The 22,774-nt window shown below is 50.5% G+C and carries 16 protein-coding genes and 1 pseudogene; 15 read left to right on the top strand and 2 right to left on the bottom strand.

The genetic code is table 11. The features are described from left to right. Window positions 1-134 precede the first annotated feature (134 nt). The 4 genes from ligD to PAT3040_RS07310 all read left to right on the top strand — a co-directional run bounded on the left by ligD (window position 135) and on the right by PAT3040_RS07310 (window position 3,400). Complete coding sequence (ligD, locus tag PAT3040_RS07320; protein WP_258234884.1) at window positions 135-1,454, top strand: non-homologous end-joining DNA ligase; 1,320 nt, start codon at window positions 135-137, stop codon at window positions 1,452-1,454. Beyond that, window positions 1,451-1,717, top strand: coding sequence for a hypothetical protein (locus tag PAT3040_RS36285; protein WP_146200379.1), 267 nt, complete (start codon window positions 1,451-1,453; stop codon window positions 1,715-1,717). The genes ligD and PAT3040_RS36285 overlap by 4 nt, the downstream gene beginning before the upstream one ends. Window positions 1,718-1,860: 143 nt before the next feature. Beyond that, window positions 1,861-2,607 carry a TspO-related membrane protein gene (locus PAT3040_RS07315; RefSeq protein ID WP_108992079.1) on the top strand — a complete coding sequence of 249 codons (747 nt, stop codon included), beginning with the start codon at window positions 1,861-1,863 and terminating at the stop codon, window positions 2,605-2,607. A 208-nt stretch (window positions 2,608-2,815) separates the two neighbouring features. Next, on the top strand, window positions 2,816-3,400 hold the full coding sequence (locus PAT3040_RS07310; protein WP_108992078.1) for a ribonuclease H-like YkuK family protein: 585 nt from the start codon (window positions 2,816-2,818) through the stop codon (window positions 3,398-3,400). 357 nt (window positions 3,401-3,757) lie between these two features. Here PAT3040_RS07310 and PAT3040_RS07305 read toward each other — a convergent pair whose 3' ends face one another. Next, complete coding sequence (locus PAT3040_RS07305) at window positions 3,758-4,897, bottom strand: ROK family transcriptional regulator (protein ID WP_108992077.1); 1,140 nt, start codon at window positions 4,895-4,897, stop codon at window positions 3,758-3,760. 284 nt (window positions 4,898-5,181) lie between these two features. Here PAT3040_RS07305 and PAT3040_RS07300 point away from each other — a divergent pair, with 284 nt between their 5' ends. The 11 genes from PAT3040_RS07300 (at window position 5,182) to PAT3040_RS38475 (ending at window position 22,549) form a co-directional block, all read left to right on the top strand. Continuing rightward, window positions 5,182-6,921, top strand: coding sequence for a glycoside hydrolase family 2 protein (locus PAT3040_RS07300; protein WP_108992076.1), 1,740 nt, complete (start codon window positions 5,182-5,184; stop codon window positions 6,919-6,921). Between the two features lie 16 nt (window positions 6,922-6,937). After that, the gene (locus tag PAT3040_RS07295) at window positions 6,938-7,684 is read left to right on the top strand and encodes an amidohydrolase family protein (RefSeq protein ID WP_108992075.1); all 747 of its coding nucleotides are present in this window, start codon (window positions 6,938-6,940) and stop codon (window positions 7,682-7,684) included. Between the two features lie 2 nt (window positions 7,685-7,686). Beyond that, complete coding sequence (locus tag PAT3040_RS07290) at window positions 7,687-8,496, top strand: amidohydrolase family protein (protein WP_108992074.1); 810 nt, start codon at window positions 7,687-7,689, stop codon at window positions 8,494-8,496. 131 nt (window positions 8,497-8,627) lie between these two features. Further along, window positions 8,628-10,103 (top strand): ABC transporter substrate-binding protein, encoded by a 1,476-nt coding sequence (locus PAT3040_RS07285; protein WP_181376482.1) that lies wholly within the window; start codon window positions 8,628-8,630, stop codon window positions 10,101-10,103. A 22-nt stretch (window positions 10,104-10,125) separates the two neighbouring features. After that, window positions 10,126-11,067, top strand: a complete 942-nt coding sequence (locus PAT3040_RS07280; protein WP_108992072.1) for a carbohydrate ABC transporter permease — start codon at window positions 10,126-10,128, stop codon at window positions 11,065-11,067. Window positions 11,068-11,121: 54 nt separating this feature from the next. Then, on the top strand, window positions 11,122-11,937 hold the full coding sequence (locus PAT3040_RS07275) for a carbohydrate ABC transporter permease (protein WP_258234883.1): 816 nt from the start codon (window positions 11,122-11,124) through the stop codon (window positions 11,935-11,937). A 39-nt stretch (window positions 11,938-11,976) separates the two neighbouring features. Next, window positions 11,977-17,439 carry a DUF4838 domain-containing protein gene (locus tag PAT3040_RS07270; protein ID WP_108992070.1) on the top strand — a complete coding sequence of 1,821 codons (5,463 nt, stop codon included), beginning with the start codon at window positions 11,977-11,979 and terminating at the stop codon, window positions 17,437-17,439. A 248-nt stretch (window positions 17,440-17,687) separates the two neighbouring features. Then, entirely contained in the window at window positions 17,688-18,914 is a 1,227-nt protein-coding gene (locus tag PAT3040_RS07265) for an RtcB family protein (protein ID WP_108992069.1), read from the top strand. Window positions 18,915-19,109: 195 nt separating this feature from the next. Beyond that, complete coding sequence (locus PAT3040_RS07260; protein WP_108992068.1) at window positions 19,110-20,507, top strand: hypothetical protein; 1,398 nt, start codon at window positions 19,110-19,112, stop codon at window positions 20,505-20,507. Between the two features lie 29 nt (window positions 20,508-20,536). Continuing rightward, complete coding sequence (locus PAT3040_RS07255; protein WP_108992067.1) at window positions 20,537-21,772, top strand: aminopeptidase; 1,236 nt, start codon at window positions 20,537-20,539, stop codon at window positions 21,770-21,772. Window positions 21,773-21,793: 21 nt separating this feature from the next. Then, a complete protein-coding gene (locus tag PAT3040_RS38475; protein ID WP_108992066.1) occupies window positions 21,794-22,549 on the top strand; it encodes an arylamine N-acetyltransferase family protein in 756 nt (251 codons plus the stop codon). 125 nt (window positions 22,550-22,674) lie between these two features. Here the strand turns inward: PAT3040_RS38475 and PAT3040_RS39885 are convergent. Then, window positions 22,675-22,743: pseudogene (locus tag PAT3040_RS39885) on the bottom strand (hypothetical protein); the annotation flags it as partial. Window positions 22,744-22,774: the final 31 nt, after the last annotated feature.

Below are 22,774 nucleotides of genomic sequence, written 5' to 3'. Positions count from 1 at the left end.
AGTGGAAGCTACGTGAGCACCGGAAGTTTCGCTTGCGTTCCATATTCGATGTCGAGTACGCTTCCTGGCATACTTCGTGATCAAAAGCGAACTTTTTGAACAACCTCTATATCGAAGAGAGGAAGGAGATGGTCATGACAAATCTCGGGAGTATAGCGGGGATGACGGCGCACTTCAAGCAAGGAGCCGGACTCTATCGCGGGGTTTTCGTCGTGCTTGGATACGACAGGTCGCAAGACAGTTTCATAGCAGGGTTGTTGCAAGGGAATGGAGAATGGACGGCAGTCGGTTCCTTCCGGGAAGGGATGAAGCCGGAGGAGAGGGAGACGCTCGCCAAAACGATTCTGGACAATCGGGGGGAGGATGGCGGTTTGCTTTCGCTGGTCCGGACCAAGCCGGGGATTTGCGTGGAGCTCGGTTTCGGCGGACTTGCAGACAACGATAATGGCGGGAAGGGTCTTGAATCGGCGGTCGTTCATCTTGTTCATCCCGCTTTTTGTTCCTTCCGATTTGGAGAGAAGGCGGACACTTGCTCCTGGAGCAAGCTGATCGTGGACAATGCGGACCTGCTCCCCAAGGCGGGATTGACGCACCCGGACAAACCATTGTGGGCTTCCGCTGGCATCACCAAGGAGGACTATGCGGCTTATCTCATCCGGATCGCCCCCCGGCTGCTGCCGTTTTTGCAGAATAGAGTATTGACATCGATTCGGTATCCGCACGGCGTGCCGGGGGAGTTGTTTTATCAAAAAAACTGTCCCACATACGCACCGCCTTTTGTCCGTACCTCGGAATCCGCAGGGATTAACTACATCGTCTGCGACGACCTGTCGACGCTGGTCTGGCTTGGCAATCAGGCGGTTATCGAGCTCCATGTCCCGTTCCAGCGCATTGGCGAAGCGAATCCGCTCGAGATTGTGCTGGATCTCGATCCGCCAAGCCGCAAGGAGTTTGCGCTCGCGGTGCGCGCGGCCATCGAAATTCGCCAGGTGCTTGACCGGTTCGGCATAACAGGTTATCCCAAAGTATCCGGAGGGAAAGGGATCCAGATCCACATTCCGCTTGGCCCGGAAAACACGCTGACGTACGACGACACAAGAGTGTTCACGTCATTCGTCGCGGAATATTTGGTACAGAAGTTTCCTGCGCTGTTCACGATCGAGCGGCTAAAGAAGAAGCGGGGCGGCCGCCTTTATGTCGACTATATTCAGCATGCGCCCGGCAAAACAATCATAGCCCCCTATTCCGCCAGAGGCACGGAAGCGGCCACGGTGGCGGCTCCCTTGGAGTGGGACGAGGTGAATGATGGCCTCGCGCCGGAGCAATTTACGATTCCGTCGGTGTTGGAGCGGCTTCATGCAAGGCCTTGTCCGATGCGGAATTATGGGGTCCAATCCAACTCTGTCCTTGGCATTGTCATTGCGCAACTGAAAGCGGGAACGACCCGCTTGTGATCAAGGCTAAAGCAAAGCCGTCCACCTTAGCGGAAGGACGGCTTCTTAAGCGAGCGCTTGCTCGCGGACTCCAGCAGCGCCGGATCGAATTCGCCCAGCCCTACCTGATGAGCGAGCAGCTGCTGACGCTGGATGCCCGGCCTTGCAAAGCGCAAGTAACCCCGGATCTGCTGGTTCTGGACCATGAACCCTCTAAAGATATCGGTAAATCGGTTGGAAACCGCGGACCGGACCGCCAGACAAGCCTGGGGCAACAGGAATAAGATTCCTGCAAGCCAGGGATACTAGGACCGGATCTGTATTTTTTGGCACAAATGCAGCGAGACTGGCTCTGTCCTTGTTTAATAATAAAGCAATAAGGTGAATAGATAGGGATTAAGCTCGTCTATTCGGAGGTGTGCTAGCTATGAGATATGTTCATGCTATTGGTCTGGTACTCGTGCTTGTGATGAATGTCTTGGCGCAAAGGCTGCCGCTAGGAGGCCGAACGACGGGGGAGCTGTCGGCGAAGTACCCCTCGCTCGTTACGCCGGCCGGTTACGCCTTCTCCATCTGGCTGCTCATCTACGCGTTTCTGATCGGATTCGTTATTTATTCCTTCACGCATGCCGGCAGGAACAGTAAAGCCGTGAAAGCGGTCGGTTTTTATTTCCCTCTCAGCTGCGTGTTTAATGCAGGCTGGCTTCTTGCTTGGCATTATGAATATGTATACGAAAGCGTATTCGTCATGCTTGCGCTGCTTCTTACGATAATCGCGATTTATACCCGCGTCAGGGCGGCAGGCGAAACGTACGTGTCGATGGGGGAGCGATGGTTCGTCCGCGTGCCGTTTAGCCTGTATCTGGGGTGGATCTGTGTCGCAACCATCGTCAACATCTCCTCGGCGCTGCATGCAAGTCAATGGGACGGATTCGGACTGTCGGAGACTTTGTGGGCACCAATCGTGCTTGCAGTCGGCGCCGTGATTGCGCTCGCTATCGCTTTTACCAGAAGGGATGCGGTCGTGCCGCTTGTCTTCGTCTGGGCTTATGTTGCCATCTGTATGAAGCAACAAGATCATCCGGGTGTCGTCTACACGGCTGCTGTCCTGGCTGTAGTCCTCGCGGCAGCAGCGGTTCTCGCTTTCCTTCGCAGCATGCGAACGGCAAGCTAATGGAGTACCCTCGAACGTTCTCCGATGAATTCCGTCTCAGAGAGCCCTGATGTTCGGGGTCTTTTTTTCGTTGAGCGGAAGTACAAATCTAAGTGGGGTTATAAGGGCGTTCGTACAACCGCAGAGGCTGGGGGCGAGCGTATGATACAGAAGCAGAGGCCATAGCCATAGAAAGGAAGAAGCCGAAATTGCTTCCACGGTGATCCTTATGAAGAAAAAACATTACGCGTTGCTTCACGAGACCGTGTTTCGTAATAGGACCGACAGGGATATGACGCTGGACGAGGTATTTCTGCGGATTGTGGGCTTTATGAAAAGCGATGCGCGTTCTTCGTACCAGCTGGTGATCGGCACGGACGCGCAGGTACATGCCGGCCATACCAAGTTTATTACGTCGATCGTTATTTTTCGGCCGGGTCGGGGGGCGTGGTTCTGTTATCGGCAGGTCATTTTGCCTCGCGAGATCTATTCCATTCAAGAAAAGTTGACGCTGGAGACGACGTTTAGCCAGGAGATCGCGGCGTTCTTCGACGCGGCCAAACTCTCGGAGCTCGAGGATATTCTGCTGCCGCATGTTTATCAAGGCGCCGAGCTCAGCATGTACATCGACATCGACGCGGGCACGGACGAGAGGCGCAACCAGACTGCGGCTTTCGTGTCCGAAATGGTGGGGAGGGTCGAAGCAATGGGCGTATCGGCCCGCGTAAAGCCGGAGGCCATCGTCGCGTCGTCTGTCTCAAACCGCTTCACGAAGACGCCACATCGCGGCACTTGCGTCAACCAGTCGAGTTAAGCTCGATGGTGGATGGCCGGATGCCCTGCGGATGAGGTCGCCCGCCGGGTGGAGTCGGACAAGCTTGTTACCTGGAGTAGCTGGCGATGTGGGAGCTGAGCCGCATGGGGGCAAATTCGGGCGAATGTAGCTGAAAAATCGACTACAATGCGCCGCGTGTGGGCCGTTCCGGGCAAATGTAGCTGAAAAATCTGCTTGTTTAGTTGTTCCCGTTTTGCTTGCTGGAGCTGTTAATCTAGTTGGTGGGGAAAAGCGGGAAATGAAGAGAAATGCTTAATTACTCATATCTAGCAAAAGGAGGCGGCTTTTGTCCGCCTCCTCTTGCTCTATAACTGCTCTCCCCAGGTGAGGATGAAGCTATGGGTAGAGGTGGATGAGCTTTGACTTGGCCAGTGTAAGTGCCCCGTACAAGCCCTCCATATCGCCAAAGCTATTTTTTTCAATGCTCAGTACAACATTGGCAAACCGGTTAGCGCGTAATTGAATCGTTCGTTTTAGCTCTTCAAACACAAGGGGCAGTGTTTCGAAAAGCCTGCCGCCCAAATAAATGTGTTGTGGATTAATCAGATTCACGACATTACTCAGTGCAATGCCAATTGCGTTGCCAGCCTCGATGCAAGCGGTCATGGCCGCTTTGTTGTTCTGTTGATAAGCGTCCTCGAGCGATATGCCGGAATTGTCCAGTGCTGCGAATTTTTCTTCAATCATCTGATACGTCCCGAACATTTCCAGGCAACCATAGTTGCCGCACAGGCATTGTCTGCCAGTCTCATCTACCGTCACATGCCCTAGCAGCCCTCCCACATTACTGGCTCCGTAAACGAGCTGCTTACTTAACATCAGCCCCGCGACAATTCCTTTTCCGATATTTACGACAATGAAGTTATCTACGTGTTTTCCTTTTCCGATGAGCCTTTCTGCCAGTGCCATGGTCCGTCCGCCCTCTTCGAGAAAGACGGGGCAATGAAAAGCGTTTTGCAGCACGGAGACAACAGGGAGATTATCCCAATCGGCGAGATTGGGGATATTCAAAATATGAGTTTCCTCCATGTTAATGATGCCAGTAACGCCTACGCCGATTGCATCAATAGTATGGGCTGCGATGCCATGCTCCTGCAAAAAAACGTTGATGTGGTCGGTCAATGCAGCCAGCTTGTCAGGCACATTGATGAATTCATGCATCGGGGTAATCGATTGATGGAAAATATTCAGCTTATTATCGGATATGGCAAAACGAATCCAGTAGCCGCCAATGTCAATACCAAGGAAACGAAAGCGGTCGGCATTGGCATAGAGCAGTACTTCCTTGCGGCCAGCGCGCCCCGCGCTATCGGTTTCTTTGCCCTCGAGAATATATTTCTGATCAATTAATTCCCTTGTAATATTGGTAACTGCAGGCTGTGAAAGCCCGGAGTGTAAGGCAAGCTGTTTACGAGATATTTCGCCGTACAGATCAATTAATTTCAAGATCGACAGCTGAGTTTCGGAAAGATTCATAACGCGTACTCCTTAAATGAATTGATTAATTAAATTAAGTATACATGTTGTGCTTTGTAATTCCAACATGGATGGCATTATATTTTTTTGGGAGAAAGGGTTTACATCAAACAAGAACGTTTGTATAATTGAATTATTAAATGAATCAATTAACACGCCTTTATGGGGTGTGAAACCAACATTCTTAATTAGGTGGTTGTTTTAAGGGGGAGATTAAAATTATTCAATTAATCAATTAAAAGTATAAATTGCATTCAATTCGATTCAGGAAAGTGAGGAGCAACATGCAAAGGCATACCATAGAATTAAAAGATTGGCGATTCCAGATTGATCATGATGAGATAGGGGAATCGAAAGGCTGGTTTAATTCCGATTATGATCGGTCAGGGTGGACAGTGGCAGAGGTTCCGCGGGCTTGGGATTTCTACGGAGAACACTTTCGGGGATACGAAGGGGTTGGCTGGTTTGCAGCAGAGATCGAGTCGGAATACATACACCTCGAGCTTTTACAGAAAATTGTGTTTGACAGTGTAAGCGGTTATTCGAAGGTTTGGATCAATGGATCTTATCTGGGGGACAATTTAGGTCCCTATCTGCCGTTTGAATTCGATCTTTCTCCATTCATGCAAAAGGACGGCTCGAATGTCATTGTATTACGTACCGATAACCGCCACAAAGAGGAATGGCTTCCGGGCGGACCTATCGTGGAATGGGTGCAATACGGCGGTATCTTGCAGAAAGTAACCCTTCAATCCAGCAGCAAGCAGTATCTCTCATCGGTCCGTGTACATACGGAGCAGTTGACGGATGAAAAAGCAATTCTTCTGTGCGAGACCGAAATCAGGAATCAAAGCGGCCTTCATTTGGAAGGTAAGCTGCAGATAAATCTCCCTATAGAGGATCGGAGCCTTTCATCCGAGCATGCTGTTTCATGCAAGCCTAATGACAGTATTCGTATACGTTTTGAGCTTGAAGTCCAGGGGGCCGAGCAATGGAGCCTGGAGAATCCTGCCTTATATACGTTAAATGCCATCCTCAAGGATATGCATGAGTCAGTCATCGATGAACGCTGCCAAAGATTTGGTATTCGGACGATTCAAACCTCTGGGAACCAAGTTCTATTAAACGGCAAGCCGATTATGCTCAAAGGCTTTAATCGCTATGACGAGTATGGAGATTACGGTCCGACTGTGCCGGCCAGCATCATTCGCGAAGACCTGTTAAACATCAAAAAAACGGGAGCGAACCTGATTCGGGTTCATTACCCGCAGTCTACGGTCCATCTAGATATCATGGATGAAATTGGCCTGTTATATATGAGCGAGGTACCGCTAAACTGGTGGTTAGCGGAGGGAGCTGGTAGAACATTTATACCTGAAGTTGTGGATAAGGCGGAAAAAGTGCTTGAAGGCATGATAGATCGGGACTGGAATCATCCGTGCATTATTTGCTGGAGCATGTCCAATGAGTCCGGGACAAACTCGGAGGATGGAATCATTTCTGTTCGCAGGCTGCTCAGAAGGGCAAGGGAGCTTGATCCGACACGCTTGCTAACCTTTGTGACGATTGGTTCGCCCGGCCATGTAGCATTTGAGGAAGCTGATCTCGTCTGTGTTAATCTTTACTATGGCCTTTTCCATGAGCAACAGGTAATCGATATTTCGGATATGGATGAACTGGTGCGACTAAAAACCGAACGGCATTTAATCGCTACTGCCAATGAATATGCAGATAAACCCATTATTCTGACCGAGTTCGGGGCGCCTAGCATTGCCGGGCAGGAGGGTAGCCATCGCTTCACGGAAACGTTTCAAATTGCTTACCTGGAGCATGTTTGGCAAGCCGTCATCCAGTCAGGGATACAGGGAGCCGTTGTATGGAGTTGGGCAGACTACAGGCATCGTGGGGAGTTCATAGGAGCCTGGTGGAAAATACCGTTTGGTCATTATGGCGTCGTAACGATCGATCGCAAAGAAAAGAAATCCTTGCAAGCGATAACAAAGCTTTTCACAGAGGGTTGCTAACGAAGGAGATGCATGAATGAAGCTGTATGATGCTAATGGAATGATTGGTACTTATACCAGGGAGCGCGTGCCTATTGCTGGAGAAGAGCAATTTTTTCAGCTTGCCAATCGTGTGGGTATTGAAAAATCGGTTTTGTACCATGTGGATGCCCGTTCACTTAATCCATTGGTGGGGAACAAAAAGCTCATTGAGGTTTGCAAGCGCAATCAGTCGATTGAACCTTGTTTTGTACTCTCGCCACATTATAAGTACGCAATCGGCTGGGAAAAAACGGAGCAGCAGCTGCTCGAAAACAATGTGCGTTTCATAAGGCTATTCCCTAAAGAAAACGGTTACACACTTGCTTCCAATCATACGCAGGAAATGCTGGAGATGGCCGAAAGGCTGAATCTTAATGTCATGCTAAATTATACATCCATTTACTCAGACAATGGAGAGGACCCTTACTTTGATACGCTTTGCCGCAGGTTCAGCCATGTTCCAATCATTCTGACGGATGTTCAACATCTTCGAAATATGATGTGGTATGAATATCTGGAGTTGCATTCCAATGTCTATGTCGAGATGTCAGTCAATAATAATTGGTTGACGTATGAGGAGACGGTCCGATTATTCGGTTCCGAGCGGCTGTTGTGGGGCAGTAATATGCCATTTAACCATCCGGGTTCTTCCATCACCATGCTTGCTTATGCTGAGCTTTCGGATGAGGATAAAGCGAACATTTCACATCGAAACTTGCAGCGTCTTATAGGGAGGAACTAAAGATGGATTTAATTGAGCTAGTACAGAAGGGCCTCCCATTTGAGGATATTTTTCTGGTTGATATGCATTGCCACCTTGGCGCATATAACAGCCTCTATATCCCTTATATAGAGGAAAGTGAGCAAGCACTTCAATATAGCCGGACCATGGGAAGAATGGGCGTCAATTATTCAGTCGTCTCCATGCTCAGGGGGCTGGCAAGTGGAGAATTAAGCGCAAATCTTGATCTATACGGCTTTATGCAGCAGGATGAAAAGTTGCTCGGCTGGGTAACGTACATCCCTTCATTAATTACTGAAAGTCTTGATATAGCAGAGCGCTGCTTTACGTTGACCAACCGTTTTATCGGCTTTAAGGTCCATCCGGAAATCAATCGCTATCCGATTTTTGGTCCGGATTATATCCCGATGTGGGAATATGCCCATGAGCGAGGGCTAATTGTACTTGCGCATGCCTGGGGGGCGAATTCGGAGCCCTCGATGTTTCGGGAGATTGCGGCAAAGTACAGCAACGCCAAAATTTTACTCGGCCATTGCGGAGGCAGGGAGCCCGAAATTTCGGCTGCCATTCAACTGGCCAATCAATATGAACAGGTTTATCTGGATTTAAACGGCGCCTTTATTTACTCCAGATTATGGCTTGAGCATTTCGTACAACGAGCGGATACAAGTAAGCTGCTCTTTTCCAGTGACACGATGTTCAACAATGTTTTTTGGGAGATTGGCCATGTTGCATTTGCAGATATCCCTGATGAGGTGAAGCTTGATATTTTGGGGCTAAATGCCAAACGATTGCTAGCTGGAATTGTGTAGCACTAGCAAGTTGCATCAAGCTTAAAGCAATGCTGCAACTTGCTGTTACAACTGAATCCCTTTCATAACCATCCAGTTGTGATATGGATTCAGTATACAGCTTTATAATCTATCATTTGGGGGTAAAGAAGATGAGGGTAAAGAAGAAGATCAATCTCGTTCTGATGTCGTGTATTGCTACTGCAGTGCTACTGGCTGGTTGTGTAGGGAATTCCACGAATAAACCGCAAAACACGTCTCCGCCATCGCCATCACAAGGGGAAGGGCAAAAAGAAGAAATTAAACTGTATGAGAATGGGCTGCCTCAGGATGAGAAGGTCGTCCTCAAGATGGGCTTGTGGGAAAGCGGTTCGGGACGTGAATGGGTAGATACTGCTGTTAAAGCGTTTTCAGAAAAATATCCCAATGTAACGTTTGACATTACCGCGTCTCCAACATTATCAACCATTTTGGAAACTAAAATTTCTGCGGGTGATGATAAAGACATGTTCGACCTGTTTACCCCAAGCTTTTCGTCTGGTGACCAGTATGTCCGCTTGGCTAATGCAGGGAAATTCGAGCCTCAGGATGATTTGTGGGATCGTGATGTGCCGGAAGAAGCCGGTAAAAAACTGCGCTCTGTCATTTCCGATGATGCTTACGAAGCTACACTAGCTTTCGGCTATACAACTAGAATGCCACTGGGTATGTATACGGCCGGCTTCTTCTTTAATCAAAACCTGTTTGATAAATATGGCTGGAACAAGAGCCCAGGCACATGGGATGAATTCGTACAGTTACTGGAACAGATCAAGGGTGACGGCATCATTCCAATTACGTTCCCAGGCGTTTATGCAGGGTATTTGACCGATTATACATTTAATATGGTTCAATTCGATCTGGCCAAGGCAAATGGTAATTTCGACCAATATATGGATAATTTCCGTAATTTCAGTGGTGCTCAATATACAACAGCAGAATTGAAAGAAGCTTGGAATCGTATCTATGAACTTGGCAAAAAGGGCTATTTCCCGGAAGGCGTAGCCGCGCTGAACCATACACAGTCGCAAATGCAAGTATTGCAAGGAAAAGCCGCGCTTGTTTCGACAGGAGACTGGGTCGGCAACGAGATGAAGGAGCATACACCAGCTGATTTTAAATGGGGCTTTATGGCGATCCCGGCAATGAATGATGCACAGCAGACGATCTTTGTTAATTCCGGTGTTGCTGATGTTGGATTTTCCATTTGGAAAGAGAAGCCTGAGCTGACGAAGAAATGGGCGAAGGAATTTCTTGTAAGCTTGTATGCGTTTGATATTCAGGAGAAGCTGGCTTCGGAGTCAGGCACCTATCCGATTCGCCTGGACTTCGGCCAGGATGCCGCGCGCATTGCGAAGCTTCAGCCTGTGCAGACGGCAGTCATGGAGTATGCGGAACGGCACAATGTACAGTATATCTCTACGCGCCGCAACTTCTATCCGACCAGCCCTGAGGCCGGCCAGGCGGGGAAATTGGTAAGCGAGATGATTACGGCGGTTGCGACCGGCAAGAAAGATCCTCTTCCTGTGTTGGAGGAAGCGGAGGCGCTGCTTCAAAAAGCGCTTGAGAAAGAAGACAAGCAGCAATAAACGTCTAAGGGGGAGATCGCGTTTGAATGCGGGCTTAAATGGGCAGGGAACGAAAGCAAGGTATCGGGGATTACAAAAGGTAAGCAGGCAGCGATACATTTTTCTGTTCGTTGCCCTTGCTCCTTCCCTTCTCGGCTACTTACTGTTCACGTTGTATCCGAATGTGTTGTCCATCTATTACTCGCTGCTTGATTGGGATGGGTTGACCGATGCAAAATTCGTAGGCATTGACAACTTTGTCCACATGTTTCAAGACAAATTCGTTTGGCGCGCGTTATATCATAATTTGCTGCTAATCGTTGTTGTGCCGGTATTAATCGTGTTAATTTCGCTGGTGCTTGCTTATTTGCTCAACAACAAAACGTATCGGGAAAATTCGTTATATAAAGTCGTGTATTTTTTTACAAATGTGTTGTCTACCGTCGTTATTGCGCTATTATGGGCGTTTATTTACGATGGAAGCTTTGGGCTGTTGAACGGCATTTTGGGCATATTCGGTCTGGATATGAACAGTTTTTATTGGCTGGGCAGCTCGAGTACCGCTTTGTGGGCACTGGTCGTCCCTATGGTATGGGGTGGGGTCGGATTATATGTCGTCATTTTTATCAATGCGATTAGCGCGATTCCGAAGTCGTTGTATGAAGCTGCCGAATTGGAAGGCGCCCGTCCGATGACTATGCTGTTTCGAATTACGATTCCGCTTCTAAGAAGTGTCATTCGTGTATGTGTCGTATTTATTGTGCTTGGTACGATCAAAGGATTTGAACTCATGCTTGTTATGACAAATGGGGGACCCGAGGGCTCGACAGATGTGATTGGTTTGTACATGTATAATCTGGCCTTTGGTAAGGACTACCACAATTATGGCTATGCATCTGCCATCGGCATGCTCTTGTTTGTCATTCTTGTCGCCGCCAAGTACATCATCGACAAATATTATCCAGAGGAGAAGGTTGAGTTTTAACTCGCCATTCTCTGGATTAGGGAGGGATCGGCCATAAAAGAGCGGCGGAAGTTTATGGATTGGGTTTGGAGACTATTGCTTTTTTTGTGGGCAGCTTCGATTGTTTTTCCGATCGTGTGGATTGTACTGCAGTCGCTGCGTACGAATGCGGAATTTTTTCAGAATATTTGGGAGCTCCCCAGTCAATTGCAATGGGGGAATTATACGAAGGCCTGGACGAGCTACAACGTAGGTAAATCGTTGTTAAATACGTTGTATTATGTTGGCGTCAGCCTGGTGCTGGGCACCTTCTTGACAGCGCTCAATGCTTATGCACTTACGAGAATGCAATTTAGGGGCAGAGCCTTCATCTGGTCGTTAATTATGCTGTCCTTGTTTTTGCCGGGTATAAATGCACTCATTCCGCAATATATCCTGATGAAAACACTGCATTTGACGAATAGCCTTACAGGTCTGATCATACTCGACAGCTTTGGTGAAAATGTGTTTTTCCTTATGCTGCTGGGCGGTTTTATGGCCTCCTTCCCCAAGGATTTGGAGGAAAGCGGTGCGATTGATGGGGCGTCATTATTTCAGATTTTCTGGAAAATAATCGTTCCCTTGTCTACACCGGGCATCGTAACGGTGGCCATCTTTAAGTTTCTTGGGTTGTACAACAACTTCCTGGGGCCGCTGATCTATTTGAGTGATCCGGCCAAGCATACAATTGGGGTTAATATGTACCACGCGAATATGAAAATGCAATTTACCTCGGATTGGGTAACGATGTTTGCCGGCATTATCATCGTCATGATTCCATCTATCATTTTTTATATTTTATTTCAGAAAAGAATTATGGCTGGCGCAACGATGGGGGCAATGAAAGGATAAAGAAACCATACTGAGTTCAATGAAGGGAATGATAGTTGAATGAGTAAGGGATTAAAAAGTCTAGTGTCATTGGCATTATCCATTTGCATGATCGTGGCGGCAGCCGTTCCGTTTGGATCGGTTGCTTATGCGGGAGCCTCCGGCGAAAGCCGGGGCTCTGATCTTTCAGGACATTGGTCAGAGCCTGCAATGAACAAGTGGATCGATTTAAAACTGTTGAGCGGGTACGCTGATGGAACATTTAGGCCCGATAGGCCGACAACGAGAGCTGAATTTGTTGCCTTGCTGGATCGGTTGTTTGTATTTCAGGAGAAGGAAGCGCATCCATTCCGGGATGTTCCTTCAGATGCATGGTTTGCCAATTCTGTAGGGAAGGCGTATACCGCGGGGATTATCCAGGGAATAGGAGATGGCAGATTCGAGCCTGGCCGCAATATTACGCGTGAAGACGCAGCTGTCATGGTGGCCAGAGCGTTCCAGGTTGATAGAACGGGAACAGGAGGGGGCGGCTTCAAGGATGACAGCCAAATTGCGTCCTACGCTGTTGATGCCATATCGTCTCTGCATGCCGGGGGCTTTATTAAAGGAAGAAACGATCTGAAATTTGTGCCGAAAGGCAATATTACACGTGCTGAGGTTGTTCAGCTGCTTAATAATGTTTCTGGTGATATGGCTCGGGAGAGTAAGACCTTGACCGGGAACGTATCGGGCAATCTTGTTGTAACCGCAGCAGATGTTCAATTGCGTGATCTCGTTATCGAGGGGAATCTGTTTATTGCGCAAGGCGTTGCAGAAGGTGATCTTAACCTTGATAATGTAATGGTCAAAGGAAACACTTACGTATGGGGTGGCGGCGAGAATAGCATCCACATCATGGATTCATTGCTGGCAGGGAATTTATATGTGAATAAATGGAATTCAAAAATTCGTATTCTTATTTCTGGAACGACGAAAATCGAGCAAACAATTTTGCTATCAGGAGCCATTTTGGAAGAAGCGGCCCTTTCCGAAACCTTCAGCGGTTTTGAAAATGTGGATATTAGCATGCTTGATCAATTGAAAGCGCGTTCAGTTCGTTTGAACGGCATATTTAAGCAAGTAAGAAATTTGTCAGCAGGTGCAAGTATTGAGTTGGGGATTGGCACTGTTATTCAGACGATGCTATTTGATGCAAGTGCAAACGTCGTTGGAGAAGGGAAGATCGAGCAGGCGCAATTTAATGCTAACGATGTAGTTGTAAGTATGAGACCTCAAAGTGCGCGCTTTGCCAAAGGTATATCTGCAACAATCGCCTCCAAGCTGGTGACGGAGTCTTACGAGCATACGGCTTCAAGTCTAATCTCTGGTGGAACGGGGACCCCGAGTACGCCACAGCCGCAAGATCCGGAGCCGGATGATCTCCCAATCGTAGAGAATGGTAATCCGGCTGCACGAATCATTGTCGCTGCAGGTGCAGATGCACAGACTAAGGCAGCCGCCCATAAGCTGGTCGATTACGTAAAGAAATCGACAGGTGCGGAGCTACCTCTTTTGGTAGATGATTCAACAACAGATAGAGTTACGGCAGAGAATGGCCTCGTTCGCATGACGTTTTTTGTGGAGCCTGCGTCAATACCGCAAGTAACAGATTTCGTGGTTACGCCGGTGGTGAACGACGAGCCTGCGGCTTCTGCAGTTCCTGCTGCCCTGCTATGGGATGCAATGACGAAATCAGCAATCTTAACCGTACCAGCAATAGCTGTGGCGAGCGTTCAGCAGCATATTTCCTACCGGGTAGCCTACCAGGATCATGCCGTTTTGGAAAGCGGTGTGGTCGTTGTGGAGGCAGATGCTCACCAACCAATCAATTTGAATCCATCCTTTGATATCGGTTATGCCGGAGAACAGGATGCGAAACCGTGGAGATATTGGTACAACAATCGTACTTCAGCGATGTCCATGGTGCGTAGTGACGAGCAAGCGAAAAGCGGAAGCCATAGTCTGAAGACTAGCGGCGTCGATTTGGCATGGCTGAATCAGGAAATCGCATTGCCACGGCATGGTGAGTTCGAATATTCGGCGTATATGCTTGCACCGCAAGGGTCACAGACCGCAGGAGAGGTCCAGCTATATGTGTATGCACTTGATGCGCAGGGACAGTTAATTCCTGATGGGAATGGCTATTATTATGGGATTATTAAAGGTCAGTCTACCCCTGTTGTTGAAAGTGATGGTCAGTGGATGAAGCTTCAGGCGGAAGGAAGCATAGCACAGCAATATGATGGAAAGCCAGTTAAAGCTCTACAAATTGGGGTGGAAATCAAAGGCTTTACAGCTGGAGAAGCTGCCTATTTGGATGACTTCCAATTTGTATTTAAAGATCTGGAGACAGCAGAGAACGCTGCCCAGGACAACTCACCTATGCCTGCTGCTGCTGCTGCTGACACTGTAGCTACTAACACTGTGGATGCGAGCACGGTAACAGTCAATACACAAACGGACATTTATATTGGGTATGAAGGAATGTCAGAGCAGAAACGGACTGAGCTGCTGGGCGGGCTAGAGCAAGAAGGGTTTGTTATCCATCAGGACAACAATCGCATTGCAATAGCCGGACCAACAGCACTCGGCACCGAATTTGGCGTCAACGAATTTTTGGAGCGCTATGTAGGCGTCCGCTGGCTTATGCCTGGTGATGATTGGGAGGATGTCCCGCAGCATGTGAGCTTGTTCGTGAACCATGGCGATCAGGTGTTAGAGGAGCCAGGATTTCCTTCTCGTACCTTTGACGGATACCTTACCAATACTCCAGTTAGAGAAGCGTGGATGCGAAATATTCGGTTGGGAGAAAGACCGGAAATCAGTCATAATATGGCTGAGCTATTCCCGCCATCCAAATACAAGGACACGCATCCCGAGTTTTATCCTCCGGGCGCGCATCTGGATGACCCTCATAATCCTACCTTCGGGTGGCAGCCATGCTTCACGGCGCCTGGAATTGTAGACGAGGCGATTACGAATATTAAAGCTTACTTTGCTTCTCATCCGGAATCAGATTCCTATGCACTAAGTATTAACGACACGGCCAATTTTTGTGAGGCTAATCCTTCTCATCCGAATTATCCAAATAAACTAAATTCGCTCGGCGAAGTTGATATGTCGAATATCTATTTCAATTGGGTGAATCAAGTCGCAGCTGGCGTATTTACGGACTATCCAGATAAAAAAATCGGGTTGCTTGCTTACTTTAATGTATATGATCCACCAACGAACTTGCAGCTCGACCCGCGCATAATTGTTTATATCACGGATGAACGTTCCTCTTGGAATGACCCGGATATGCGCAGCAAGGGGCAGCAATTGACAGCGGATTGGGCAGCCACTGGAGCTACAATTGCTTTCTATGAATACCTTTACGGTGGTATGTATATGGTTCCGCGCACGTTTTTCCATAACATGTCCGAAGTCTATCAGTTCGCGGCGCAAAGCGGAGTGAAAGCATTCTATAGCGAGTCTGTCGTTAACTTTGCAGAAGGACCGAAGGCATGGCTTGCAGGTAAGCTACAGTGGGATCCTTATCAGGATGTGGACGATCTGCTCGAAGAATGGTATGAACGAGCAGTTGGTGCCGCAGCTGCGCCGGAGTTAGCCGCCTATTACGAAATCTGGGAGAGATTCTGGGAACAGGATATATTCCAGAGCGCCTGGTACAGCAAATGGAAAAATGCACAGCCAAGAACAAATTACCTGCCGCTATATGATGATACGTACATGATGGCTGTGGACTTGGATGATATTGCCGAAAGCAGACGGTTACTTGAAGCTGTAGTCGATAAAGCACAAACCCCGGCTCAAAAAAAGCGGGCAAGTGATATCCTGCATATGTTCGAATACAATGAAGCAGCCGCAATAAGTTATCCGCGCAACGAGGATGTAGAGGTGCCATCTAATGAGACAGAAGCGCTGGCGCTCATCCATTCCGTTGTGCAGAAAATGACACTCGCCAATAAACGGATGGAATTGATCAAGCAATTTTCAAGCGATCCCGTGAAGCAGCATTCCTGGAGTCAGTCCTATGGGGTTGGACGCTTATGGTCGGGTATTACGAGTAAGGAACAGGATGCCATTGTCGCTTGGATAAAGGGTGGTGATGGAGACGGCTCAGCACAATTGCTGCTTGAGGATCTTGCAGAGCATGCTGATCTTGCAGATATTCGGGATAAAGCAAGGCTCATGCTGATCCTTGCCAAAGGCAATCTGACAGGTCCTAATCTCATCCGAAATCCAGGGTTTGAAGAGGGGTTCAAGGATTGGGATATCACCTACAGCACAATTGATGAAATAACCGATGATGCACACTCCGGCGCCAAGGCGCTTCGCGTCAACGTAAGCAGCCGGGAGCAAGGTATTTATGTACCAGCTGGAAAAGCATATGTCCTGAAATTTTTCGGGAAAATTGCCGGGTCTTCCGGAAAGAAAAATCTCATTGGCATCAATTACGGAGGCGTCCCGGGCGTAGGTACAGTCAGCGATCTTGTGACGGTAACATCGACAGAGTATGAGCAATACGTCATTCCAACTGTTGCGCCAAACGAATATACACATGCAACGATTGTCGTTTACAACGATGTGGGAGCGGGCTGGGTTTATGTGGACAATTTTGAGCTGAATGAGCTTAGCACTCCCGAAGGAGAGAGCACCATCTTAAGTCTGAGCGCTACGAATGGGAATGTGCATGCGACATTCAATCATGCACCTGCGGTAACGCCGACTGCAGCTGATTTTACGGTCCGCTTGCTTGTGGATGGAGTGGCAACCGTGGATGCCCACCCAGCACAAGTAGCATGGAATGCTGCAACCCGTACTGCGGTTTTAACTGTGCCGCAAATCGCTGCAACTCAAAGCGAGCAAAGCTTCGCGTATCGGATCGATTACAAAAATCAAGCATCTGTGGACAGCCAGGCTGTTACTGTCGCTGGGGTTCCAGGTGCTCCCCTTAACAAAAATGCTTCATTTGAACAGGGGTACAATACAGGCGAGCTCGCCTTGCCTTGGGGGTTTACGGCAGAGCCTCAAGCGACTGGTGCAGTCATGCAGCGCAGTAGTGAACAGGCCCGCACGGGGAGCTATAGCTTAAAGGCATCAGGCATGCATCTGGCCTGGCCGAATATGACCGTCGCCTTGCCAGAGACCGGGCGTTATCAGCTTACAGCCTATATTCTGGTTCCGCAGCAGATACAGACGAATGGAACGGTTAAGCTCTACTTGTACAGCAAAGATGCCAATAAAGAGCTCATTCCTGACGGAAACGGGTATTACTACGGCATTTTTGCCAGTGAAGTTGTTCAGGCGTCTTCAAGTGCGGGGACATGGGTGCAGATCAAGTGGGAAGGGGATATCCCACCATCATTTGCTGGCACACCGGTTAAAAACTTGGAAATTGGTCTAGAGTTACTTGGATTTGCTAGTGAAGAGGTCGTCTATATGGACGATGTGCAATTGATTAAGGTAAACGAATCGTAGATCAGAGCTCTTGCCTTGGCTTGCACTGAACGAGTTCCTTCGAAGCAACCGAACATGTGAGCCAACCGATCCGACCGTAGCTGCAATCGGCATCCCACATAGCGGCATCGGCATGCCCATAGCCGGCGCAATCTTTCGCCAGCCATACTTTCACCCTGTTCGGAGACGGCGAAATCAGCGACAATGGAGCGAGTGCGGCATACATAAGGTGCGGCGAACATGAAAGGTTAAAGGAGCGAATCATTTATATGGCTTATCAAATTATAGACGGCGTCCGTGTATGGGGAACGCCGGATCCGGGCGCGATGTCGCAGGCAAAAACATGTGCCGAACACGGCAACGTCTTGCAGGCGCTGCTGATGGCCGATCATCATAAAGGGTATAGCCAGCCGATCGGAGGCGTGGTCGCGTACGACGGGCAGATCTCTCCGTCCGGCGTCGGCTACGACATTGCCTGCGGCAACAAGGCGGTGCGCACGAACCTGATGGCAGCGGACGTCAAGTCGTCCTTGCCTTCCATCATGGACGCCATCGCCCGCAAGGTGTCCTTCGGCGTAGGGCGCGTCAATAGCGAGAAGGTGGACCACCCGCTGTTCGACGATCCAGATTGGAACGTGTATAACGCAATCGGGAAGCAGGAGCATGACAAATTGAAGGCGCTCGCCCACAGTCAGCTCGGCACGGTAGGCAGCGGCAATCATTACGTTGATTTATTCGAGGAGAAGGCGACGGGACGGCTGTGGATCGCGAACCATTTTGGAAGCAGGGGATTTGGCCACAAGACGGCCAGCGGGTTCCTGAATCTGGCGGCAGGACGCGAATTTCTTGGAAAAGCGCCCGGCGAGAGCATGGATCAACCTCCTGTTCTGCTGGATCTGGACAGCGAGCTTGGCGATATGTACGAGCGCGCGATGAAGCTGGCCGGAAGATACGCGTATGCCGGTCGGGATTACGTGATCGGGCAGGTGCTTTCCATTTTGAGTGCGCAGGCCGACTTCGAGGTGCATAACCATCATAACTTCGCATGGCGGGAGCGGCATGACGGCAAGGAAGCCGTCGTCGTCCGCAAAGGCGCGACTCCGTCGGCGCCGGGGCAGCTTGGTTTTATCGGGGGCAGCATGGGGGACATCTCGGTCATCGTGAGGGGCAAGGCAACGGACGAGAATCGGGATTCCTTCTATAGCACCGTACATGGTGCGGGGCGAATCATGAGTCGGACGCAGGCCGCGGGCAAAATGAATTGGAAGACGAGGACGCGCGCAGGCGGACAAATCTCTGCCGAAGCCATGAAGGAAGCCGTCGACGCATATGACGTCGAGCTTCGGGGAGCAGGTACGGACGAAAGTCCATTTGTGTACCGCAAGCTTCAGGATGTTCTTGACGCGCACTCGGGGACGATCGAGGTTCTGCATGTATTGAAGCCCATTGGCGTGTGCATGGCGGGAGCGGACGAGTTTGACCCGTATAAGGATTAGTAGAAGACACTTGCGCAGCCCGGCGCAGGTGTTTTCTTCATACTTGACCTCTAATGCTCGGAATGAAACGCGCTGCACCGCCAAAGGACGGCGACAGCCGTTCACCTTGGTTGGAGATGGAATGGCTTGCTCTACCGCCCGATCAATGGATAAGATAGTAACAAGAGCTTGAGGTCCGAGAGAGGGTGCATTCGTATGACAAAAAAAGGGTTGGAAGAGCTGCTCGCTTCGCTTGCGAAGGAAGAGCTTGTTCAGCTGCTGGCAGGGCTGGCGGAGCAATACGATGAGGTGAACAAGGATTTGTCGCTTCGTTTCGTCGAGACGGGCAGCAAAGAGTCGTTGAAGCAATACAAAGCGATTATCAAGGCTTCAATCAAACAATATTCGGATCGGGGTTTCGTATTCTATCGCAATGTGTACAGGGCGTTAACGGGTGCACGGAAAGTCATGGAAGCCGCCGACGCGGCGACGGCAAAAGGGCAGCATCTTGCCGCGGCGGAGATCGTTCTTTGCGTGCTTCATGAAATGTGCGATCTGCTGCAAAAAAGCGACGACTCCGGCGGCGATGTGGGAGGAATGATCAAGGAGGGGTTAAGGCACTTGCTGACCTCCGCGGAGCAAGGGGGTAGCGTCGATACGAAGATACGAGCCTCCCTGTTTGCTATGACATTAAAAGAAGCGAAGCATTCGAATTGGGATGGCTGGAACGAATGGCGGTTGTCCCTCATGCGCACCGCTTCCTTGTGGATGGACAGTCCGAAGGAGAAGGATCAATGGTGGAGCCAACTGGACGCGTTCGAGGCCGAGGAGCAAACGAAGGAATATCGAAGCAGCTTCTTCACGGAGGAGGCGTCGCAGCTTCGTTACGAGGTTCTCGCGAGATTCGACGGGCCTGAGCAGGCCAACCGATACATGGAAGAACATCTGGAAATCCAAGCGTTTCGGGACATCGCGATCGAGAAGGCCATTCTCGAGGAACGGTACGGCGATGCATTATCCTTAATCGAACAGGGAGAGCTTGGGGACAGGGAGCGAAGACACTGGGGCCTGGTCAGCCACTGGGAAAAGAAACGGGCCATCATCTACGAAGCGACCGGCGATCGGGAAGCGCTGAAGGCTTTGGCCAAAAAATATACGCTCGAAGGCGAATATGAATTTTTCCTCAAGCTCAAGGAAGCGACGGGCGCTTTGGAGTGGGAAGCGAACTACGAGGCGCTGCTGGACGAAATCGAAGAGGCTGCCCAAAGCGATTGGGAAGCAGGCTCGTTGTACAAAAAGTTGATTATAGAGGAGAAGCGCAACGACAGGCTGCTGCGATATGTAGAAAAGAACCCCCATTTATTGACGCACTATTACGTGCATTTGGTGGACAGCCATCCGGAGGAGCTGCACATGCTCTTTGTAAAGCAGATCACGCACGAAGCCAAGGTTAGCGAGAACCGCAAAGAGTACCGCAAGGTGTGCGATATCATTCGGCATCTGATTAAGGCGGGAGGACGCGAGCATGCGGAAGGACTGATCCAATCGCTTCGCGAGGCATACAAGAAGAGAATTGCGTTCCTCGATGAATTGGACAAAATAAAACTGAATTAGGCTTTGCGAGGCTGGAAGGAGAACAAGGAATGAATGATTTTGAAATCAAGCTGAACAAATACGCGGAGCTTGTCGTCAAGGTCGGCGTCAACATACAACCTGGACAGGTGCTGATTGTCCATGCGCCTATCGAGACGGCGGAGCTGACAAGGCTCATCGTGGCGAAGGCGTATGAGGCCGGAGCCAAATACGTCATCGTGGAATGGGACGACGAGGACATTACTCGCATCCGGTACGAGAAGGCGCCGCAGGATTCGTTTGACTATTATCCGGGATGGGAGGCGGACCGTATGGAGCGGTTCGCGGAGGAAGGCGGCGCCATCCTGCATATCAAGGTGCCTAATCCGGAGTTGCTCCGCGGCATCGATTCCGCCAAGGTGGCGGCGGCAACCAAGGCCGCGGCAGTCGCGCGCAAGGCGTATTCGGCTTATACGCGCAACAGCCGGATCAGTTGGTCGCTGATCAAGGCGCCTACCCGCGCATGGGCGGACAAGGTGTACGCGGACTTGCCTGAGGAGGAGCGCATAGGAGCGATGTGGGAGGCGATCTTCCACATGGTCCGCGTGAACGCCGCCGACCCGGTAACCGCCTGGCGGGAGCATATCGGGGAGTTGAAGAAGCGTCAGAATCTGCTGAACGGCAAGAAGTACAAAAGCCTTCATTACCGCGCCCCGGGCACGGATTTGCAGGTGGCTCTGCCGGAAGGCCATATATGGCGCGGCGGCGGAGGAGAAAACGAGAAGGGCGTTTATTTCGTCGCGAACATGCCGACGGAGGAAGTGTATACGATGCCCCATCGGCTAGGCGTCAACGGAACGATTCGCAGCACGCTGCCGCTGAATTTGAACGGCAGACTGGTCGAGGGCATCACGTTGACGTTCAAGGAAGGCAAAGTCGTGGAGTATGACGCCAACTCGGGCCGCGAGCATCTGACGACGCTGCTGGAGACGGACGAAGGAGCGTCCTATCTGGGAGAGTTGGCTCTGGTGCCGCATGACTCGCCGATCTCGAACCTGAACCGCGTATTCTACAATACCGGCATCGACGAGAACGCATCCTGCCACTTCGCGCTTGGCAGCGCCTATCCCGTCAATCTTGAAGGCGGCACAAAGCTGTCGGGCGAAGAACTGGTCGCCCGCGGGGCGAACGTCAGCCTGACGCATGTGGACTTTATGATCGGCTGCGCGGAGCTCGAAATCGACGGGGAGCTGCCGGACGGCACGATCGAGCCGGTATTCCGCAAGGGGAATTGGGCGCAGCAATAAAAATGGAGGGGGAGCAGGGGAATGAACGTGGAGGCGTATTTGTCAAGAATCGGGTTTACAGGGAAGCCGGATGGCGGTACGGAGACGCTGGGCAAGCTGCAGGAGCTGCATCTCCAGGCCGTGCCGTACGAGAACCTGGATATTATGAACGGCGTGCCGCTGTCATTGCAGTTGGAGTCCATCTACGACAAAATTGTAGGCCGGGGACGCGGCGGCTATTGCTTCGAACTGAACGCGCTGTTCGGCTGGCTGCTGAGGGAGCTCGGCTACGGAGTGACCGACTACTTCGCCCGGTTCTGGCGCGACGAGGCAAATACGCCGCCTAAGCGCAGGCATCAGGTGCTTCGCGTCGAGGCCGAGGGCCGCGTCTTCCTGTGCGATGTCGGGGTAGGCGGTATCGTGCCCCGCAGGCCGCTGTTGCTTCAGGAAGGCTTAGAGCAGCAACAGGGCGGCGAAAGCTATCGATTCGACCGGGACGCGGAATTTGGCTGGATGTTGATGGAGAAGAAGAAGGACGGCTGGGCACGCCTCTTCTCGTTCACTGAGGAGCCTCAACTGCCGAAGGACTATCTGATGGCGTCCTTCTGGTGCGAGCACGCGCCGGATTCCGTGTTCAAAAATAACCGGATCGTAGCGATGCATACGAAAGACGGGCGAAACACGGTGTGGAACGAGGAGTTCCGCCTGTTCCGCCCGGACGGCGTCCATGCCTTTACACCGGCCTCCGAGGCGGAGGATGCCGAGGCGCTCAAGAAGTATTTCGGCATTGTGGTATAGAGTGAAATTGGATGTCCATAGACGTCGAGAACGACGATGGGCCACAAGTATCCAGTATGTGCGTCCTCGCGAAGCAGTTCCGGCAGCGGGGTGTCCGAATCCGCAACGCCTCCTCCGATAATAATCAGTTCAGGATTGAGCAGATGGACGATCGAAGCGATTGCCGCCCCCAGCGCGGCAATCGCTTCTTGCATAATGTCCGTCGCGAGCGGGTCTCCGGCTTGC

Source organism: Paenibacillus agaridevorans (assembly GCF_003112455.1).
Classification (GTDB): Bacteria; Bacillota; Bacilli; order Paenibacillales; family Paenibacillaceae; genus Pristimantibacillus; species Pristimantibacillus agaridevorans.
This window is presented reverse-complemented; position numbering and strand designations above follow the sequence as displayed.

Bases quoted from the DNA above. Each gene is read 5' to 3' on its own strand.
- PAT3040_RS07310 (WP_108992078.1), top strand. From the start codon at position 2,816: ATGAAGAAAAAACATTACGCGTTGCTTCACGAGACCGTGTTTCGTAAT.
- PAT3040_RS07270 (WP_108992070.1), top strand. From the start codon at position 11,977: ATGAGTAAGGGATTAAAAAGTCTAGTGTCATTGGCATTATCCATTTGC.
- PAT3040_RS07290 (WP_108992074.1), top strand. From the start codon at position 7,687: ATGGATTTAATTGAGCTAGTACAGAAGGGCCTCCCATTTGAGGATATT.
- PAT3040_RS07315 (WP_108992079.1), top strand. From the start codon at position 1,861: ATGAGATATGTTCATGCTATTGGTCTGGTACTCGTGCTTGTGATGAAT.
- PAT3040_RS07275 (WP_258234883.1), top strand. From the start codon at position 11,122: ATGGATTGGGTTTGGAGACTATTGCTTTTTTTGTGGGCAGCTTCGATT.
- PAT3040_RS07255 (WP_108992067.1), top strand. From the start codon at position 20,537: ATGAATGATTTTGAAATCAAGCTGAACAAATACGCGGAGCTTGTCGTC.
- PAT3040_RS07260 (WP_108992068.1), top strand. From the start codon at position 19,110: ATGACAAAAAAAGGGTTGGAAGAGCTGCTCGCTTCGCTTGCGAAGGAA.
- PAT3040_RS07300 (WP_108992076.1), top strand. From the start codon at position 5,182: ATGCAAAGGCATACCATAGAATTAAAAGATTGGCGATTCCAGATTGAT.
- PAT3040_RS07295 (WP_108992075.1), top strand. From the start codon at position 6,938: ATGAAGCTGTATGATGCTAATGGAATGATTGGTACTTATACCAGGGAG.
- PAT3040_RS07265 (WP_108992069.1), top strand. From the start codon at position 17,688: ATGGCTTATCAAATTATAGACGGCGTCCGTGTATGGGGAACGCCGGAT.
- PAT3040_RS07305 (WP_108992077.1), bottom strand. From the start codon at position 4,897: ATGAATCTTTCCGAAACTCAGCTGTCGATCTTGAAATTAATTGATCTG.
- PAT3040_RS07285 (WP_181376482.1), top strand. From the start codon at position 8,628: ATGAGGGTAAAGAAGAAGATCAATCTCGTTCTGATGTCGTGTATTGCT.
- ligD (WP_258234884.1), top strand. From the start codon at position 135: ATGACAAATCTCGGGAGTATAGCGGGGATGACGGCGCACTTCAAGCAA.
- PAT3040_RS38475 (WP_108992066.1), top strand. From the start codon at position 21,794: ATGAACGTGGAGGCGTATTTGTCAAGAATCGGGTTTACAGGGAAGCCG.